Genomic DNA, 15,315 nt, shown 5'->3' with positions numbered 1-15,315 from the left:
TCGGCTGCCGAGCAAAAAAACGTCTACGTCACGCGGCAAATTGTCGGCAAGAGGAGCCTTGTGTCGCACTCGGCGGCACGCTGCCCAACCGCTCCGCTGCCGTCGGCGCAGTCCCCAGAAATACGGAGCCTATATCATGGCTCCCGCAGCGTTGATGGATTGACCTTCATTCACAGACGCGCATCTTACTCGCAACAATCGTAATGATTTGGGAGAATTGCGTGAAGACAAAGAAGCTGATCAACGAAGGTGCCGCGGCCGTGGATGAAATGCTGGCCGGGATCCTGGCGGCCCATCCGCGCCACCTCCGCGCCGTTGAAGGATCACCACGCTCGATCGTGGCGAACCATGGTCCGAGGACCGGCAAGGTCGGCCTGGTCATCGGCGGTGGGTCGGGACACGAGCCGACGTTTCTCGGCTTTGTCGGCAAGGGGCTGGCGGATGCCGCCGCCATCGGCAATGTCTTTGCCTCGCCGCCGCCAGACCCCATCATCGAATGCGCGAAGGCCGCCGATGGCGGCGCCGGCGTGCTGTTCATGTATGGCAACTATGCCGGCGACGTCATGAATTTCGACATGGCAGCCGAGATGCTTGCCATGGACGATATCGAGGTGCGCACCGTGCTCACGACGGACGATATCGCCTCAGCGCCGGTAGCACAGAAGAAGCGCCGCCGCGGGGTTGCCGGCAACGTCTTCATTTTCAAGGCGGCGGGCGCCGCCTGCGATCTGATGTACGGTTTCGACGACGTCGAACGGGTGGCGCGATGGGCCAATGAACGCACCTATACGATGGGCGTCGCGCTATCGCCCTGCTCGCTGCCGCAGACGCGGAAGCCGAATTTCGAAATCGGCGAGGACGAAATGGAGATCGGCATGGGCATCCATGGCGAGCCCGGCGTCGCTCGCGGCCCGATGAAATCGGCGGATGAGGTGACGAGCGAGCTCGCCGGCAAGATTCTGGACGAGATGAAGCCGGCGCGCGGCGACCGGGTTGCCGTGCTCGTCAATTCTCTGGGTTCGACGCCGCTGATGGAGCTTTACATCATGATGCGCAAGCTCAAGGCGATGCTCGACGATGCAGGTCTCGTCATCCATGTGTCCCTGGTCGGCAACTACTGCGCATCGCTGGAAATGGCCGGCGCCTCGATCACGCTCATGCATCTCGACGACGAACTGCAGCGGCTGATCGATCATCCCTGCGATTGCGCCATGTTCCGCTCCGGCGAGGCACTGTGATGACGACGATTGGAACGGAAGACCTGCAAGCACTTTTCGCGCGGCTCGCCGAGGCGATGGCACACGAAAAGGATCGTCTCTGCGCGCTGGACGGCGTCATCGGCGACGCCGATCACGGCATCGCCATGGAACTCGGTTTTGCCGCTGCCGCAAAGGCGGTTTCAGAGCTGGATCCCGCAACGGCAGACCCGACAGCGGTCTTCAATACGGCGGCGAAATCCTTCCTCAATGCCGTGGGCGCCTCGTCGGGGCCTCTCTATGCGACGGCCCTCATGCGCGCGGGCGCCGTCGCCAAGGGCAAAGCCTCGCTAAGCGAGGACGACATGGTCGATATAATGACGGCTTTCGCCAAGGGCATTCAGGACCGGGGCAAGACGGAGGTCGGCGAAAAGACGATGGTCGATGCATGGGCGCCTGCCGCAGCCGCCTGCCGCGACGCCCGTAATCGGGGCTTGCCGCTCGCCGACTGTCTGGCAGCCGGCCTCGCGGCGGCCGAAGCGGGAGCAGAAGCGACGAAGGCGATGATCGCCACAAAAGGCAGGTCATCCCGGCTTGGCGACCGCGCCCTGGGACACATGGATCCGGGGGCGGCTTCGGCGGTGGTGGTGATATCGTGCTTCAAAAGCCACTTCGCATTCGAATAGCGATCAAGGCTGCTGATAATTTAATAGAATAGAAAGATATAAGAAGCTGAGAAATATATATTTTTCTCAACTCTTTCTGTTGATTTTCGGCCGCTTAGCGACGCACCCGGCGACTTCACAGCAGCGAGCAATAGCGCAACGCATCGTAGATGGCAGCGTGGATATTGCGGCTCGCGATGGCGTCTCCGATGCGGATCAGATCGAAGGAGCCGGCCTCGTTCTTCGCTGGCAATGGCGAACGGCGCGCTATCAGGGCTGGATAGTCGATAGCGCCGAGGTTGCGCGACAGCGGTTTCAACTCGAGGTAAAGCTCGTCGTTGGCCATCGTGCCGTGCTCGACGACCACCTGGGACACCCGACGCTCCCATTGGGTCTGCTCGGAAAAATCGGAGCCCAGAACCGCGACAAGGGCGTTTCCGTCGCGCCGTACCGATTTGAGCCGCGTATTGATGGTGACACGGACGTTCTTCTCGGCGAAGGCTTTCGCATAGGGCACATGGTTCATGCCGCCCATTTCCGGCGCAAAGAAACGCTCCGGCGAGACCAGTTCAAGTTCGGCGCCGCTGTTGGCGATGACCTCGGCGGCCGACATGCCCGGATGCCCGCCATTGTCGTCGTAGAGCAGGACCTGGCCCTCGGGCTTGATCGCGCCTGCGAGAATATCCCATGACGAGGTGACGAGCGCGTCCCCCCCCTCCAGCTCAGGAGATTGCGCGATACCGCCGGTCGCCACAACGACAAGATCAGGCGCGAAAGCCATCACCTCATCGGCGCCGGCATAGACGTCGTAGTGAATGGTGACATCGAGACGTTCCAACTCCGCAAGCCGCCAATCGATGATGCCGATCATCTCCTTGCGCCTCGGATTGCGGGTCAAAAGATTCACCTGTCCGCCGGCCTTGCTGCTCGCCTCCAGCACGTCGACGGTGTGGCCGCGCTCGGCAAGCACGCGTGCCGCCTCCAGACCCGCAGGGCCAGCTCCGATGACGACGGCCTTGCGCGGCGCGACTGCACGCTCGATCCGGTGCGGCATCTCGGCCTCGCGGCCGGTTGCCGCATTGTGAATACAGAGCGCTTCGCCGCCCTCATAGATGCGGTCGAGACAGTAGGTTGCTCCCACACAGGGGCGAATATGGGCTTCCTGTCCGGACATCACCTTGCTGACGATATGCGGGTCGGCAATATGGGCGCGCGTCATGCCAACCATGTCGAGCTTGCCTTCCGCGATCGCATGGCGCGCTGTGGCGACATCGCCGATGCGGGCCGCGTGGAAGACGGGAAACTTCGTCGCCGCCCTCACCTCGCCGGCAAAGTCCAGATGCGGTGCCGACGCCATGCCCTGGATCGGAATGACGTTGTTGAGCGCCGCGTCGCTTTCAATATGGCCGCGAATGATGTTGAGAAAATCGATATTGCCCGATGCAACCAGCCGCCTGGCGATCTCGACACCTTCTTCCCGCGAAAGCCCCTTTTCCCAATCCTCGTCCGCCACCATGCGCATGCCGACGATGAAATCCGGCCCGACCGCCTTGCGAATGGCTTGGGTCATCATCCTCGAGAAGCGCATGCGGTTTTCCAGCGAACCGCCGAATTCGTCATCCCGCCTGTTCGTGGCCGGCGACCAGAAACCGTCGGTCAGATGGCCATAGGCTTCGATCTCGATACCGTCGAGGCCGGCGGCCTGCATGCGCTGGGCGGCGGCGGCGAAATCGGCGATGATGCGTTCGATGTCCCAGTCTTCCGCCGTCTTCGGGAAAGCCCGATGCGCCGGTTCGCGGATCGGCGACGGCGCCAGCACAGGCAACCAGTCACCCTTGTTCCATCCCGTGCGGCGGCCGAGATGGGTCAATTGGATCATGACCGCGGCGCCGAACTCGTGACAGTCGTCCGCAAGCTTCTTCAGCCAGGGCACGATCTCGTCGCGATAGGCATGGAGGTTGCCGAAGGCCGGCGGAGAATCCGGCGAAACGACCGCAGACCCCGCCGTCATGGTCAGCGCGATGCCGCCCTTGGCTTTTTCGCGATGATAGAGCCTGTATCGGTCCGTCGGCATGCCGCCTTCCGAATAGGCCGGCTCATGCGCCGTCGACATGATGCGGTTCTTCAGCGTCAGGTGCTTGAGCTGATAGGGCTGGAGCAAGGGATCGTTGGAGGTCATGACGCTTTCATCGCTTTTGTGAAATCGAGGCCAAGCCGTCATCTTTGCCGAGATGGGAGCTTATGGCTATAGCTCGTTGAGTTGGACGCGAGCGCGGCGACCGTGCCTGAGGTCGATGGCGGTATGCCAGACGATCGTCGCGAAGATGATCGCACCACCGACGAATGTCGCCACGGGCGGAGTCTCGGAGAAGAAGAGCCAGACCCAGAATGGCGTCAGCACGATTTCCATCGAGCTGATGAGCGCGGCGTCCGCAGCGGGCATCTTTCTCGACCCAAAAAGGAAAAGAACAAAGGCCAGCGCGAAATTCGTCGCCCCGAAAGCGGCAAGCAGAAGCCAGTTCTGAAGGTCTACCGAACTTGTCGAAGCGAAGGGCACGAAGATCACGAATGTCAGCAGCCCGCTGACGACGCTCGAGGGCAGGATCGGAATGCTGCGATCCATGCGCGGGATGACGATGATCAGCGCGAAGGTGATCGTCATGCCGAGCGCGAGCAGATCGCCGACACCCGTGCCGCCGCCGATCGACGAGGCCACGATGACGGCGACGCCGATGAGACAGACGCCACCGGCAATCAATGTCCGCTTCGCCACACGCTCCTTCAGCATGGCCCAGCTGAGAAACGCCGCGATAAATGGCGCCGTCGCGTAGATCATGGTCACATTTGCAACCGTGGTCATGTAGAGCGCGCCGATGAAGCAGGCCTGACTTATCATCTGGCAGGCCAGCATCGCCAGACCGGCCGGATGGAAGATCGATGCCCATTGCCGCCGCGAAAACCCACCTTCGAGGAAAAAGCTGGGTATCAGCAGGAACAGGCCGCCGAACAGCGAGCGCCAGGCGATCGCCGTCCATATGTCCGTGGTCAGAAGGCGTGCGTAGATGCCGCTGCAGCTCCACGCAAGCATCGCCGTAGCCACAAGTATGACGCCCCTCTCGTAATCGCTGGCAAAAGCGGAGCGGGCCGGTAACTGGAATGTCATGTAATGGACTCAGGAACAGAAGGAATGTTCCCTGTGTGCGCCGATATTTGACATCAGGCAAACGAATAGTAGAGATAGTAGCTATCGGAAATATTTGTGACCCTTCATGCGCGAACCCATCGAAAGCGACCTGCTGCGGACCTTTCTCGTCATCACCGAGACGTCCAATTTTTCGGCCGCGGCGCAAAGGATCGGCCGGACGCAGTCGGCGGTAAGTGCCCAGATAAAGCGGCTCGAGGAAACCATCGGCGAAGCCGTGTTTGAAAGAAGCGCTCGGGGAGCCGTGTTGACACGCGCCGGCAACCAGCTGCTCCCCTATGCGCAGAGGGTGATCGAACTCCTGAACGAGGCTGCGGCGACCATCCGCACCAAGCCTCTGGATGGTCCGGTTCGGATCGGGATTCCGGAAGAATATAGCCAGACCGTACTTCCGGCGGCGCTGGCCGCCTTTGCCATCCGGCATCCAGCCGTCGAGGTCACGGTCTCATGCGACTACACGGCCCATAATCTGACCGCTCTGGAGAAGGACGAGCTGGACCTTGCCGTCGTCTTCGATTGGAGCAACCAGACGAAAGGCGAAGTCCTGTGTATCGACCCCACCGTCTGGGTGACATCCATGGTGCATCGGCTGCACGACGCCGTGCCGCTGCCCATCGCAACCTATCGGAATTCGACATGGGCGCGCGATTTCGCCTTGCGCTCCTTGGAGCAGCAAGGCCGCGCCTACCGTATCGCCTTCATCGCCGATACGAGTTCGGGCTTGAAAAATGCCGTTTCCGCCGGGCTTGCCGTGACGACGCTCTCGCGCAGCAACATTCCGCATGGCTGCCGGGAATTGACGAGCGACGACGGGTTTCCGCCGGTCGATTCCTCGCGCGTCGTGCTTCGCCGCAATCCCTATCATTCGAGCGAGGCGATCCGCGAGCTGGCGGACATGGTGCGCGAAGCCTTCCAGCCTATGTCGGCTCTGCTGCAGCCGTAGGGCGTCGGCGTAGCCTGCGGCGCGTGCCGGAGGGGCTTTCGGAAAAGCTTGCCCGGTAGCTGCGCGAAAATGCCGATGCAGAATTGAAGCCGGTCGCGGCCGCGATCTCGGCAAAGGAAGCCTTGGTCTCGATGACCTTGCGCCGCGCCGCATTGAGCCTCAGCGCCAGGTAGTGCACATGCGGCGGCGCGCCGATGCTCTCCTGGAACAACGCCTGCAGGTGGCGCGCACTGACGCCGATGCGCCGCGCCAGGCGGGTGAGAACCAGCGGCTGCTCGATGTGGTCTTCCATCAGACGGATCGCCTGGGCAACCCGCGGATCCCGCATCCGCAGGCCGGCCGTGGATGGCGAAAGCTCCGCCACGCTCTGCGTGCTGGCCGGCTCGTAGATGAACAGGCGGCTGACCTCCAGTGCCAGCGAGTAGCCCTGCCGCCGGCGGATGATCTCCAGCATGAGATCGACAGTCGGCAGCGAGCCGGCGGTGGTGATGCGCTTGCCGTCGATCACGAAACGGTCCTTGACGGCGCGTACCTGCGGATAGGCAAGCCCAAAATCGTCGAAATCCTCCCAGTGAACGGCGGCCGAAATGTTGTCCAGCAGGCTCGCTTCGGCAAGCAGCCAGGTGCCGGACTCGATGCCGGCGACCATCGAACGGTGGCGTGCGGTTTGCGACAATTGCATCTTCAACGCCTGCGTGGCGCTGCGCCGCCAATTGTAGCTGGCAAGCACGAAAAGCGGTGTCGTGTCCGATGTCGGTTTGAAACTGGAGGAGGCTGGCACTGGGATAAGGCTGGTCGTTTCCGCCGGCGAACCATCCGGCGTGAAGAGACGCCAGCGATAGAGCTCGGCTCCGGAAATACGGTTGGCCCCGCGCAACGGTTCGATGACCGAAGCAATCAGAATCAGGTTCGTCTCCGGAAGGATCAGGAGGTCGATGTCGAGCGTCTCGTTGGCGGAAGTGAGCATCGCGCATTCCTTCGGTCTTTCCGAAACTGTATTATATGCTTCCGATAATGCAAAGCATGAAGGCGTCTCATGGCTCGTAATGTCCTTAATACGAGGGAGAACAAAAATGCCTCTTGCGATGAACAGAGATGTTTTCATCACCTGTGCCGTGACCGGCGCCGGCGACACGGTTTCCAAATCCAGCCATGTTCCGATCACTCCCAAGCAGATCGCGGACTCCGCGATCGACGCCGCCAAGGCTGGGGCGGCAGTGGTTCACTGCCATGTCCGCGATCCGGAAACGGGCGCTGCCAGCCGCCGCAACGAACTCTACAGGGAAGTCACGGACCGGATCCGTTCGGCCGATGTCGATGTGGTGCTGAACCTGACCGCCGGCATGGGCGGCGACCTGATTTTCGGCGATGTCGAACGCCCGTTGCCTCTGAACGACAGAGGCACCGACATGGCCGGTGCGTCCGAACGCGTCAGCCACGTTGCCGAATGCCTGCCTGAGATCTGCACGCTCGATTGCGGCACGATGAACTTCAGCCTCGGCGATTATGTCATGACCAACACGCCCTCGATGCTGAGGGCCATGGCCAAGAAGATGACCGATCTCGGCGTGCGCCCGGAGATCGAGGCCTTCGACACCGGTCATCTCTGGTTCGCCAAGCAGCTTGCCGAGGAGGGTCTCATCGAGGACCCGGTTCTCATCCAGCTCTGCATGGGCATCCCCTGGGGGGCGCCCGACGACCTGAACACCTTCATGGCGATGGTCAATAACGTTCCCAAGAGCTGGACCTTCTCGGCCTTTTCCATCGGCCGCAACGCCATGGCCTATCCGGCAGCTGCGATCCTTGCCGGTGGCAATGTCCGCGTCGGGCTCGAAGACAATCTCTACGCCGGAAAGGGCATGCTCGCGACCAACGCGCAGCTTGTCGAAAAGGCGGTACAGGTGGTCGAAGGCATGGGCGCGCGCATCATCGGCCCCGAAGACGTCCGCAAGAAGCTGAAACTGACGAAGCGCTGAGGCCACGATGACCAAGATCAACAAGGCAGCCTGCATCGGCGGCGGCGTCATCGGCGGCGGATGGATCGCCCGTTTTCTGCTGGCCGGCATCGATGTCGATGTCTACGACCCGCATCCGGAGGCAAAGCGCATCGTCGGCGAGGTGCTCGCCAATGCCGAAAAAGCCTATGCGATGCTGACCGGCGCGCCGCTTCCGCCGCGCGGCAAGCTCACATTCCGGGACACGCTGGAAGCGGCCGTCGACGGTGCCGACTGGATACAGGAAAGCGTGCCAGAGCGGCTGGACCTCAAGCGCAACGTCCTGACGCAGATCGACGCGGCTGCCCGGCCGGATGCCCTGATCGGCTCGTCCACTTCGGGCCTGCTGCCGACAGATCTGCAACGCGACATGCGCCACCCCGAGCGCCTCTTCGTCGCCCATCCCTATAACCCCGTCTATCTCCTGCCGCTGGTCGAAATCGTCGGCGGCGAAAAGACCAGTGCTGCAACCATCCAGGCGGCGATGGACAGGCTGCCGCCCATCGGCATGAAGGGCGTGCATATCGCCCGGGAGATCGAGGCCTTCGTCGGCGACCGCCTGCTGGAAGCGCTGTGGCGCGAGGCGCTGTGGCTGATCAAGGACGATATCTGCACCGTCGAAACGCTTGACGACGTCATTCGCTATTCCTTCGGCCTGCGCTGGGCGCAGATGGGTCTGTTCCAGACTTATCGCATCGCCGGCGGCGAAGCGGGCATGCGTCACTTCCTGGCGCAATTCGGCCCGGCATTGCAGTGGAACTGGACGAAGCTGATGGACGTCGTCGATCTCGACGATGCCCTCGTCGAAAAGATCGGCCAGCAGTCGGACGAACAGGCCGATGGCCTGTCGATCCGCGAACTCGAGCGCATCCGCGACGAAAACCTCGTCGGCATCCTCCAGAGCCTGAAGGGAAGCCATGGCGGCAAGGGCTGGGGCGCCGGCAAGCTGCTGAAGGATTTCGAGCAGCAGCTTTGGGCCGCCGGCGGTGGCGAGAAACAAGCGCCGGACGTTGCAAAGCCGCTACGACTGATCGACACCAAGGTCAGCCCGGCTTGGGTCGACTATAACGGCCATATGACCGAGCACCGCTACCTGCAGGTGTTCGGCGACACGTCGGACGCGCTCCTGCGCCTCATCGGCGTCGATCTCGATTATGTCGAGCGCGGCCATAGCTATTACACGGTGGAGACCCATATCCGCCATCTCGGCGAAGCCAAGCTCGGACAGGCCATCCATTCGACCGCGCAGATCCTCGCATCCGAAGAAAAGCGGCTGCATGTGTTCCATGCGCTGCACGACACGGTGAGCGGCGACGTCATCGCGACCGCGGAACAGATGCTGCTGCATGTCGATGCCAAGGCGGGCAAGGCCGTTGCCGCACCGGAGGAGGTGCTGAGCAAACTGAGGCCGATCGCCACGGCGCACACAGCCTTGCCAGTGCCGGAGGGAGCCGGCCGTCATGTGGGACAAAAACGCTAGGAGGAAGCGATCGTGAATTTCGGACTCAGCGAAGAACAGGAGATGATCGTCCAGACGGTCAGGGACTTCGTGGAGACGGAGATCTATCCGCACGAGAACGAGGTCGAGCGCACCGGCATCGTGCCTCCGGACCTAGGGGACGAGATCCGGCGCAAATGCATCGAGCTCGGCTTCTATGCCTGCAGCTTTCCCGAGGAAATCGGCGGCGCCGGCCTCGATCATCTGACCTTCACGCTCGTCGAACGCGAGCTCGGCCGCGGCTCGATGGCGCTCACGGTCTTCTTTGGGCGTCCCTCCGGCATCCTGATGGCCTGCGAGGGCGAACAGCGCGAGCGCTATCTCCTGCCGGCGGTACGCGGGGAAAGGATCGATGCGCTTGCCATCACCGAGCCGGATGCCGGCTCCGACATGCGCGGCATGAAATGCGTGGCGCGACAGGATGGCGATGATTTCGTGCTCAACGGCACGAAGCATTTCATTTCGCACGCCGACGTCGCCGATTTCGTCATCGTCTTTGCCGCAACCGGCGAGGAAGATACCCACAGAGGCGTCAAGAAGAAGATCACCGCTTTCCTGGTCGATCGCGGCACGCCGGGCTTCGATATCCTGAAAGGCTATGACTCGGTTTCTCACCGCGGCTATCACAACTGCATCCTGAACTTCACCGACTGCCGACTGCCGAAATCGCAGGTGCTCGGCGAAGTGCATCGCGGCTTCGATCTTGCCAATCAATGGCTCTATGGCACGCGCCTGACGGTCGCTGCCACCTGCGTCGGCCGGGCGCGCCGCGTCTTCGATCTCGCCCTGCCCTATGCCGCCGAGCGCAAGCAGTTCGGCAAGCCGATCGGCGCCAATCAGGGCGTGTCGTTCAAGCTTGCCGACATGATTACCGAGATCGACGCCGCCGACCTTCTGACGCTGTCCGCTGCCTGGAAACTGGATGCCGGCATCCCGGCCAATCGCGAGATCGCGTCGGCCAAGCTCTACGCCTCCGAGATGCTCGCACGCGTCACCGACGAAGCGATCCAGATCTTCGGCGGCATGGGATTGATGGACGATCTCCCGCTTGCCCGCTTCTGGCGCGACGCCCGCGTCGAGCGCATATGGGACGGCACCTCGGAAATCCAGCGGCACATCATCAGCCGCGACCTGCTTCGTCCGTTCGGAGCATGAGCCCATGACGCAACACTCGCTCGACCGCCTCATCAGACCCAGAACGATCGCCGTCTTCGGCGGTCGCGAGGCGCGGCGGGTCATCGAACAATGCGATCTCATGGGGTTTGCCGGCAAGATCTGGCCGGTGCACCCGACACAGGAAAGCGTGCTCGGCCGCCGCTGCTATCGGTCGGTCGCCGAGCTGCCGGATGCGCCGGACGCCGCCTTCGTCGGCGTCAACCGGACGCTCACCGTCGATATCGTGCGGGAACTTTCCGCCAAAGGCGCCGGCGGCGCCGTCTGCTACGCCTCGGGCTTCAGCGAGGCGGTTGCGGAACTGACCGACGGGGCGGATTTGCAGCGAGCCCTGGTCGAGGCGGCCGGCGCCATGCCGATCGTCGGCCCCAACTGCTATGGCGTGATCAACGGCCTCGACGGCGCCCTGCTCTGGCCTGACCAGCATGGCATCGTGCGCACGGAGCGCGGTGTTGCGATCCTCACCCAATCCTCCAACATCGCTATCAATCTCAGCATGCAGAGGCGCGGCCTGCCCATCGGCTATCTGATGACGGCGGGCAATCAGGCGCAGATCGGCTTGTCGGATCTTGCCTGTGCGGTTCTCGAAGATCCTCGCGTCACCGCAGTCGGCCTGCATATCGAAGGCTTCGGTAATATCCGGGCGCTGGAGGCGCTGGCAACGCGCGCCAGGGAGCTCAAGAAACCCGTCATTGCCCTGAAAGTCGGCAAATCCGAACAGGCGCAGCGCGCAACCGTATCCCACACGGCCTCCCTTGCCGGCAGCGACGCCGTTGCCGACGCCGTTTTCGATCGCCTCGGCATCGGTCGCGTTTCGACCTTGCCGGAGCTGATCGAGACGCTGAAGCTCCTGCATGTCGCGGGTCCGCTCGAAAGCAATGCGATCTCCTCGATGAGCTGTTCGGGCGGCGAGGCGTCGCTGATGGCCGACGCCGCCGTCGGCCGGAATGTCGAGTTTCGTGCCCTGAAGCCCGAGCAATTGCCGGCGCTGCGCGCAAGCCTCGGCCAGATGGTGACGCTTTCCAATCCGCTCGACTACCACACCTTCGTCTGGGGCGATCTGGCGCGGCAGACCGAGGCTTTCAGTGCCATGTTCGCCGGCGGCTATGCGCTCAATCTGCTCGTCCTCGACTTCCCGCGCGAGGATCGATGCGACGGCGCGGACTGGATGATCACCGTTTCGGCCGTTGCCGCGGCCGCCGAGCAGACCGGCGCGCGCGCCGGCATTCTGGCGACGCTGCCCGAGAACATGCCGGAAACAATCGCGCAGCAACTGATCGAAAACGGCATCGTGCCGCTCTGCGGCATCAGCGAGGCGCTTGTGGCGGCTGAAATCGCCTGCCGTATCGCCGACGCCTGGAAAAGGCAGCAGCCATTGCCGCTTCTCAGCACGCCGGCCCGCATGGGCGAGATGGAGACGCTGAGCGAGGCTGCGGCAAAGGCCGAGCTCGCAGCCGCAGGCCTTATCGTCCCGCGCGGCAAAACCGCCGCCACGGCGAGCGATGCCGCCGAATGCGCGGAACAACTCGGCTTCCCGGTGGTGCTCAAGGCGCTCGGCGTCTCGCACAAATCCGATGTCGGCGCCGTCAAGCTCAACCTGTGCGATAGGAATGCCGTCAGAGATGCTGCCGAAGGCATGGCCCATGTCGCGCATGGATTTCTCGTCGAGCGCATGATTGACCGCCCTCTCGCGGAGCTGATCGTCGGCGCGGTCCGCGATCCGGTCGTCGGCTTGACCCTGACGGTCGGAGCGGGCGGGATTCTCGTGGAATTGCTTGAAGATTCTATCGTTTTGCCGCTTCCGGTCACGAAAGCCGAGGTCCTGGACGGCATTTCGCGGCTGAAGGTCCGCAAATTGATCGAAGGATTCCGCGGCAATGCTGGCAGCAGCCTCGATATCGTGGCCGATGCCGTCGTATCAGCGGCAGAATATGTCGTAAAGAATGCCGCACAGCTTGAAGAACTAGACATTAATCCATTGATGGTCCTACCTGAATCTCGCGGCGTCGTTGCTGCGGATGCTCTCATTCGGCGAAGGAGGTAGCAGAAGTTGCAAGACCCCATTCGTACCCGATGCGAGGACGGCATCCTCGAAGTCATCATCGACCGGCCCAAGGCGAATGCCATCGACCTGGCGACCAGCCGCAAGATGGGGCTGATCTTTCGCGATTTCCGCGACGATCCGTACCTGCGCGTCGCCATCGTCACCGGCGCGGGCGAAAAATTCTTTTCCGCCGGCTGGGATCTGAAGGCTGCGGCTGATGGCGATGCGGTCGACGGCGACTATGGTGTCGGGGGCTTCGGCGGCCTGCAGGAGCTGCGCGATCTCAACAAGCCGGTCATCTGCGCCGTCAACGGCATCTGTTGCGGCGGCGGCCTTGAGATCGCACTTTCGGCCGATCTCATCATCGCCGCCGCCCACGCGACTTTCGCGCTGCCGGAGATCCGCTCGGGCACCGTCGCCGATGCCGCATCGATCAAGCTGCCGAAGCGCATCCCCTATCACATCGCCATGGACATGCTGCTGACCGGCCGCTGGCTCAATGTCGAAGAGGCCCATCGCTGGGGTTTCGTCAACGAAATCGTCATGGCCGACAAGCTTCTGGACAGGGCATGGGATCTTGCCCGCCTGCTCGCAAGCGGGCCACCGCTCGTCTATGCCGCGATCAAGGAAATCGTTCGCGAAGCGGAGGGTTCGACGTTTCAGACTGCCATGAACAAGATCACCAAACGGCAGTTTGCGACGGTCGATGCGCTCTATTCGAGCGAGGATCAATTGGAAGGCGCAAGGGCTTTCGCGGAGAAGCGAGCCCCAATCTGGAAAGGAAAGTAAAAGGCGGCGGCAACCGCAACATCTTCCCGCATGTCGCGGGCAACAGGCTTCAGGCGGAAGAGGAACCGAGACCTGAAGTGGCTTGCCCGGGAATTTTGTCAACACGGCAAGAAGAAGGAACAGGGGAATGAACGACTATACGAAATATCTGGCAGGCCGCGTCACTGCGGGCGGCCTCAGCCGCCGCGAATTCATGGGACGCGCAATGGCGGCCGGCGTGACTTTGACGCTCGCCGACAAACTCTTTACCGAAAGTGCGATGGCAGCCGAACCGAAGCGCGGCGGTCATCTGAAGCTCGGCCTCGAAGGCGGTGCTGCAACCGATTCCAAGGATCCGGCGAAATTCCTGTCTCAGGTCATGTTCTGCATCGGCCGCTGCTGGGGCGACATGCTGGTGGAATCCCACCCGCTGACCGGCGCCGCCGTTCCCGCGCTGGCCGAATCCTGGGAGCCGTCGAAGGACGCAGCCACCTGGACCTTCAAGATCCGCAAGGGCGTCAAGTTCCATAACGGCAAGGAACTGACGATCGACGACGTCGTCGCCACTCTCAAGCGCCATACCGATTCGAAATCGGAATCCGGCGCGCTCGGCGTGATGAAGTCGATCAAGGAAATCAAGGCCGATGGCGACAACCTCGTCCTGACGCTGACCGAGGGCAACGCCGACATGCCGTTGCTCTTGACCGACTATCACCTCGTCATCCAGCCGAATGGCGGCAATGACGATCCTCTCGCCTCGATCGGCACCGGTCCCTACAAGATGGTCAGCTTCGAGCCCGGCGTGCGCGCCACGTTCGAGCGCAACAAGGACGACTGGCGCACCGACCGCGGCTTTGTCGATAGCGTCGAGATCATCACGATGAACGATGCGACGGCTCGTATCGCCGCGCTATCGTCCGGCCAGGTCCATTACATCAACCGCGTCGACCCGAAGACCGTCGATCTTCTGAAGCGCGCGCCGACCGTCGATATCCTGTCGACAGCCGGCCGAGGCCACTACGTCTTCATCATGCATTGCGACAAGGCGCCCTTCGACAACAATGATCTTCGCCTGGCGCTGAAATACGCCATGGACCGCGAGACCATGGTCAAGAAGATCCTTGGCGGCTACGGCAAGGTCGGCAATGATTTCCCGATCAACAACACCTACGCCCTCTTCCCCGAAGGCATAGAGCAGCGCGCCTACGACCCCGACAAGGCCGCCTTCCACTACAAGAAGTCCGGCCACAGCGGCTCGGTATTGCTGCGCACCTCGGAAGTCGCCTTCCCCGGCGCCGTCGATGCGGCCGTTCTCTATCAGGAAAGCTGCAAGAAGGCCGGGATCGAGATCGAGGTCAAGCGCGAGCCGGGCGACGGCTACTGGACCAACGTCTGGAACGTCCAACCCTTTTCCACATCCTACTGGGGCGGAAGACCGACGCAGGACCAGATGTATTCCACCGCCTATCTGTCGACAGCGGACTGGAATGACACCCGCTTCAAGCGCCCGGACTTCGACAAGCTTCTGCTTCAGGCCCGCTCCGAACTGGACGAAGCCAAGCGCAAGGAGCTCTACCGCGCCATGGCGATGATGGTGCGCGACGAAGGCGGCGTCATCCTGCCGATGTTCAACGATTTCGTGAACGCCTCCACCAAGCATGTGAAGGGTTATGTCCACGATATCGGCAACGACATGTCGAACGGTTACGTCGCCACCCGCGTCTGGTTGGACGCCTGATGCCTCAAGCCGGGCGAAAACGCCCTCATCTCTGACGAAGCCGGGGCCGCGGAAGCCTTTCGCGGTCCCCCCGACGTTTAAGCGCGAGGCATCG

General features: G+C 62.4%; 12 protein-coding genes. 9 read left to right on the top strand and 3 right to left on the bottom strand.

Going from position 1 to position 15,315, the window contains the following annotated elements; genetic code table 11:
• Nucleotides 1-221: 221 nt before the first annotated feature.
• Nucleotides 222-1,238, top strand: a complete 1,017-nt coding sequence (locus ACQZ6J_RS12890; protein WP_449084331.1) for a dihydroxyacetone kinase subunit DhaK — start codon at nt 222-224, stop codon at nt 1,236-1,238.
• On the top strand, nt 1,238-1,882 hold the full coding sequence (gene dhaL, locus ACQZ6J_RS12885; RefSeq protein ID WP_449084330.1) for a dihydroxyacetone kinase subunit DhaL: 645 nt from the start codon (nt 1,238-1,240) through the stop codon (nt 1,880-1,882). The genes ACQZ6J_RS12890 and dhaL overlap by 1 nt, the downstream gene beginning before the upstream one ends.
• 115 nt (nt 1,883-1,997) lie before the next feature.
• Here the strand turns inward: dhaL and ACQZ6J_RS12880 are convergent, their stop codons facing one another.
• Both ACQZ6J_RS12880 and ACQZ6J_RS12875 read right to left on the bottom strand, forming a co-directional pair.
• Entirely contained in the window at nt 1,998-4,040 is a 2,043-nt protein-coding gene (locus ACQZ6J_RS12880; RefSeq protein ID WP_449084329.1) for an oxidoreductase, read from the bottom strand.
• A 66-nt stretch (nt 4,041-4,106) separates the two neighbouring features.
• Nucleotides 4,107-5,024, bottom strand: a complete 918-nt coding sequence (locus tag ACQZ6J_RS12875; RefSeq protein WP_449084328.1) for a DMT family transporter — start codon at nt 5,022-5,024, stop codon at nt 4,107-4,109.
• A gap of 106 nt (nt 5,025-5,130) precedes the next feature.
• On the opposite strand from ACQZ6J_RS12875, the gene ACQZ6J_RS12870 reads away from it, so the two are divergent.
• Nucleotides 5,131-6,006 (top strand): LysR substrate-binding domain-containing protein, encoded by an 876-nt coding sequence (locus tag ACQZ6J_RS12870; RefSeq protein ID WP_163985330.1) that lies wholly within the window; start codon nt 5,131-5,133, stop codon nt 6,004-6,006.
• Here ACQZ6J_RS12870 and ACQZ6J_RS12865 read toward each other — a convergent pair.
• On the bottom strand, nt 5,981-6,973 hold the full coding sequence (locus ACQZ6J_RS12865) for a GlxA family transcriptional regulator (protein ID WP_449084327.1): 993 nt from the start codon (nt 6,971-6,973) through the stop codon (nt 5,981-5,983). The two genes, ACQZ6J_RS12870 and ACQZ6J_RS12865, sit on opposite strands and share 26 nt — an antisense overlap.
• A 106-nt stretch (nt 6,974-7,079) precedes the next feature.
• On the opposite strand from ACQZ6J_RS12865, the gene ACQZ6J_RS12860 reads away from it, so the two are divergent.
• The 6 genes from ACQZ6J_RS12860 (at nt 7,080) to ACQZ6J_RS12835 (ending at nt 15,221) form a co-directional block, all read left to right on the top strand.
• Nucleotides 7,080-7,982 carry a beta-keto acid cleavage family enzyme gene (locus tag ACQZ6J_RS12860; protein ID WP_163985332.1) on the top strand — a complete coding sequence of 301 codons (903 nt, stop codon included), beginning with the start codon at nt 7,080-7,082 and terminating at the stop codon, nt 7,980-7,982.
• Between the two features lie 7 nt (nt 7,983-7,989).
• Nucleotides 7,990-9,480 carry a carnitine 3-dehydrogenase gene (locus ACQZ6J_RS12855; protein WP_449084326.1) on the top strand — a complete coding sequence of 497 codons (1,491 nt, stop codon included), beginning with the start codon at nt 7,990-7,992 and terminating at the stop codon, nt 9,478-9,480.
• Between the two features lie 12 nt (nt 9,481-9,492).
• The gene (locus ACQZ6J_RS12850) at nt 9,493-10,653 is read left to right on the top strand and encodes an acyl-CoA dehydrogenase family protein (RefSeq protein WP_449084325.1); all 1,161 of its coding nucleotides are present in this window, start codon (nt 9,493-9,495) and stop codon (nt 10,651-10,653) included.
• 4 nt (nt 10,654-10,657) lie between these two features.
• Nucleotides 10,658-12,715, top strand: a complete 2,058-nt coding sequence (locus tag ACQZ6J_RS12845; RefSeq protein WP_449084324.1) for an acetate--CoA ligase family protein — start codon at nt 10,658-10,660, stop codon at nt 12,713-12,715.
• 6 nt (nt 12,716-12,721) lie between these two features.
• Nucleotides 12,722-13,504: a carnitinyl-CoA dehydratase gene (locus ACQZ6J_RS12840; RefSeq protein WP_449084323.1), complete on the top strand. Its 783-nt coding sequence runs from the start codon at nt 12,722-12,724 to the stop codon at nt 13,502-13,504.
• 127 nt (nt 13,505-13,631) lie between these two features.
• On the top strand, nt 13,632-15,221 hold the full coding sequence (locus tag ACQZ6J_RS12835) for an ABC transporter substrate-binding protein (protein WP_163985337.1): 1,590 nt from the start codon (nt 13,632-13,634) through the stop codon (nt 15,219-15,221).
• Nucleotides 15,222-15,315: the final 94 nt, after the last annotated feature.

Source organism: Rhizobium sp. A37_96 (genome assembly GCF_053521765.1).
This window is presented reverse-complemented; position numbering and strand designations above follow the sequence as displayed.

Coding starts and splice junctions, on each gene's coding strand:
- ACQZ6J_RS12880 (WP_449084329.1), bottom strand. CDS start 4,040: ATGACCTCCAACGATCCCTTGCTCCAGCCCTATCAGCTCAAGCACCTG.
- ACQZ6J_RS12865 (WP_449084327.1), bottom strand. CDS start 6,973: ATGCTCACTTCCGCCAACGAGACGCTCGACATCGACCTCCTGATCCTT.
- ACQZ6J_RS12860 (WP_163985332.1), top strand. CDS start 7,080: ATGCCTCTTGCGATGAACAGAGATGTTTTCATCACCTGTGCCGTGACC.
- ACQZ6J_RS12845 (WP_449084324.1), top strand. CDS start 10,658: ATGACGCAACACTCGCTCGACCGCCTCATCAGACCCAGAACGATCGCC.
- ACQZ6J_RS12870 (WP_163985330.1), top strand. CDS start 5,131: ATGCGCGAACCCATCGAAAGCGACCTGCTGCGGACCTTTCTCGTCATC.
- ACQZ6J_RS12855 (WP_449084326.1), top strand. CDS start 7,990: ATGACCAAGATCAACAAGGCAGCCTGCATCGGCGGCGGCGTCATCGGC.
- dhaL (WP_449084330.1), top strand. CDS start 1,238: ATGACGACGATTGGAACGGAAGACCTGCAAGCACTTTTCGCGCGGCTC.
- ACQZ6J_RS12835 (WP_163985337.1), top strand. CDS start 13,632: ATGAACGACTATACGAAATATCTGGCAGGCCGCGTCACTGCGGGCGGC.
- ACQZ6J_RS12875 (WP_449084328.1), bottom strand. CDS start 5,024: ATGACATTCCAGTTACCGGCCCGCTCCGCTTTTGCCAGCGATTACGAG.